This is a genomic window from Pseudochrobactrum sp. AO18b, assembly GCF_000409565.1.
In the GTDB taxonomy this organism is placed as follows: domain Bacteria; phylum Pseudomonadota; class Alphaproteobacteria; order Rhizobiales; family Rhizobiaceae; genus Pseudochrobactrum; species Pseudochrobactrum saccharolyticum.
In genome coordinates this window covers 1-2529 of the sequence record NZ_ANNO01000082.1, presented here as the reverse complement: position 1 = coordinate 2529, position 2529 = coordinate 1, and the positions used below count along the sequence as shown (strand labels likewise).

Annotated in this window: 2 protein-coding genes; both read right to left on the bottom strand. The window is 49.5% G+C overall.

Features of this window, described 5'->3' with window-relative positions; all coding sequences use genetic code 11:
• Positions 1 to 35: 35 nt before the first annotated feature.
• Complete coding sequence (locus A918_RS0103880; protein WP_022709783.1) at positions 36 to 725, bottom strand: outer membrane protein; 690 nt, start codon at positions 723 to 725, stop codon at positions 36 to 38.
• Positions 726 to 1278: 553 nt separating this feature from the next.
• A partial coding sequence (locus A918_RS0103875; RefSeq protein WP_022709782.1) for a Tn3 family transposase occupies positions 1279 to 2529 on the bottom strand: 1251 nt, incomplete at its 5' end.

Genomic DNA, 2529 nt, shown 5'->3' with positions numbered 1-2529 from the left:
GGAATAACCGGGGGCTGTTTTCATATCTTAATAAATTAAAATTTATAATTCACACCAATACGTACAGTGTGAAAGTTTGTTTTAATTTTTGCAACATCTGCAGGGTCATTATGGAGAGTGAGTTTTCCTAAATCTGTATAGAGATATTCTGTTTTCAGAGAAACATTATCAGTAAAGGCATGTTCAATACCAGCACCAACTGCCCAACCTGCACGCGTTTTGGAATGGCTGCCATACTGGTCTGTCCAATTATTGTAGGTGTCGTATTTAATTTTACCGTATGCAAGACCTGCAGTACCGTAAAGCATAGTGCGTTCTGCAATACTGGTGCCTAAACGACCGCGTAATGTGCCAAACCATTGAATTTTTGCTTCAGTATAACCGAGTTCTGAATCGAACCCATTATAATAAAGCTTGCTTTTTTTCATTGACGAGCCCTGAAAATCAGCCTCGATACCAGCAACAACTTGATCAAACTGCCAATTGTATCCGGCCTGAACGCCGCCAACAAAGCCGCGTGGTTTGAGATTTCCAGAGCCTCCAACGGTGTAAGTTTCTTTTGTTTTTCCAAAGCCGTAACCAGCATTCACGCCGACATAAGCGCCTTCCCAGCTAAAAGTATTGACAGTAACGAGAGGTGTCGGCTCGTTGTAAACGATGGCATCGGCAGCGAAAGCATTTGTGGAGGAAAGAAGCAAAGCTGCTGCTAGGGTTGTATATTTCATTTGATTAGTCCTCTGTGAATTTGCTTTCGATTAATACAATGCAATGAATTAAAAGTATGTTACAAAAATACAACTGTATATTCAAATATTAAACAAATAATTGTAATTATATTTATAATTTATACTGAAAAACTATTCATTATAATTAATTTAATTTAATTTAAAATGGTGATGTAAAATTATATAGTTGTTTTTTGATATAAAGTAATTTTTTGATATTTTAGATAGAGGCTGATTGACGTGTTATCGCGGTCCGTGCGACCCACTGGAATGAGTCAGCATAGAAATTTCGCTTTAAAGCGAATCTTTCAGCTTTTTCCGTCATCCGAAGGTCACTTTGTTCATGATTCCCGCATGCTTCTCGAAGCATTGGCATGCGCATTATTCATATATCAGCTATCACTGCGGCCGCATGTCGGACACTGTTTTGGGCAGTCACCGCGTCCTTCGGTATTGCACTCAAAAAATAATAGCCAACGCCATTCCTCGTTAGTTACACTCATAGAAGTCCTCCGTCAGAGGAGTCGGTTCAGGTAGGCGGCGAAATGTCACCCTAAGGGATTGCCTCCTTGGGCCAGAGATATTCGCCGGTCAGAAGGATGTGCGCCCAACCTAACGGAGAGATGTGGGCCAGAAGCTCGGGCGGGACATCAAGACCTTCATTCCGCCGTTCGGCAACTGCATGGCCGAGATGGACGGTGTTCCAGTATATGATGATCGCCGTGAGCAGGTTCAGTCCGGCGATCCGGTAATGCTGCCCCTCGGTGGTTCGATCCCGGATTTCACCCTGCCTGCCAATGCGCAACGCATTCTTGAGCGCATGATGAGCCTCGCCTTTATTAAGGCCGATCTGGGCGCGGCGCTGCATATCGGTGTCGAGAATCCACTCTATAATAAAGAGAGTGCGTTCAACGCGGCCGACTTCCCGAAGCGCGGCCGCCAAATCGTTCTGCCGAGGATAGGAGGCAAGTTTTCGGAGCAACTGGCTCGGCCGGATCTTGCCGGCGACCATGGTGGCGGCGCACCGGAACAAATCAGGCCAGTTTACCACAATCAATTCTTCGCGGATTTTGCCACCGACCAGACCGCGTAAGTCCTTGGGCGTTGCTGCGGGGTTGAACACGTAGAGCCGTTTCGACGGCAGGTCGCGGATGCGCAGGATGAGCCGGTAGCCGAGCATTCCACTGGTCCCGAACAAGTGGTCGGTGAAGCCGGCCGTATCGGCATATTGCTCTCCGACCTGACGACCGGCCTCATTCATCAGCAGGCCGTCAAGGATGTACGGGGCCTCGCTGACTGTCGCGGGAATAGTCTGCGACGCGAACGGTGCGAACTGGTCGTTGACGTGAGTGTATGCCTTGAGGCCGGGTTCGTTTCCGTACTTGGCGTTGACCATGTTCATCGCCTCACCCTGCCGGGCCGAAGGGAAGAACTGGCCATCGCTCGATGCGGTGATCCCCATGCCCCAGAACCGGGACATCGGTAGCTTCCCCTGCGCGGCCACAACAATCGCCAGCGCCTGGTCCATGGCCTCGCTCTCGACATGCCACCGTACAAGACGTGACAACTGCCAGTAATCATGGGTGTTCGAGGCTTCTGCCATTTTTCGGAGGCCGAGATTCAGTCCTTCCGCAAGCAGGACGTTCAGCAAGCCGACCCGGTCGGTGCACGGGGCTCCAGTTCTCAGATGGGAGAAGGTGTCGGAGAAGCCGACCGCTTCATCGACCTCCAGCAAGATGTCTGTAATCCGGACGGACGGCATCCGGCGATAGAGATCGAGAACCAGCTCCTCTGCGTTTTCGGG

Excerpts from the sequence above, each read along its gene's own strand:
- A918_RS0103880 (WP_022709783.1), bottom strand. The coding sequence starts at position 725 with ATGAAATATACAACCCTAGCAGCAGCTTTGCTTCTTTCCTCCACAAAT.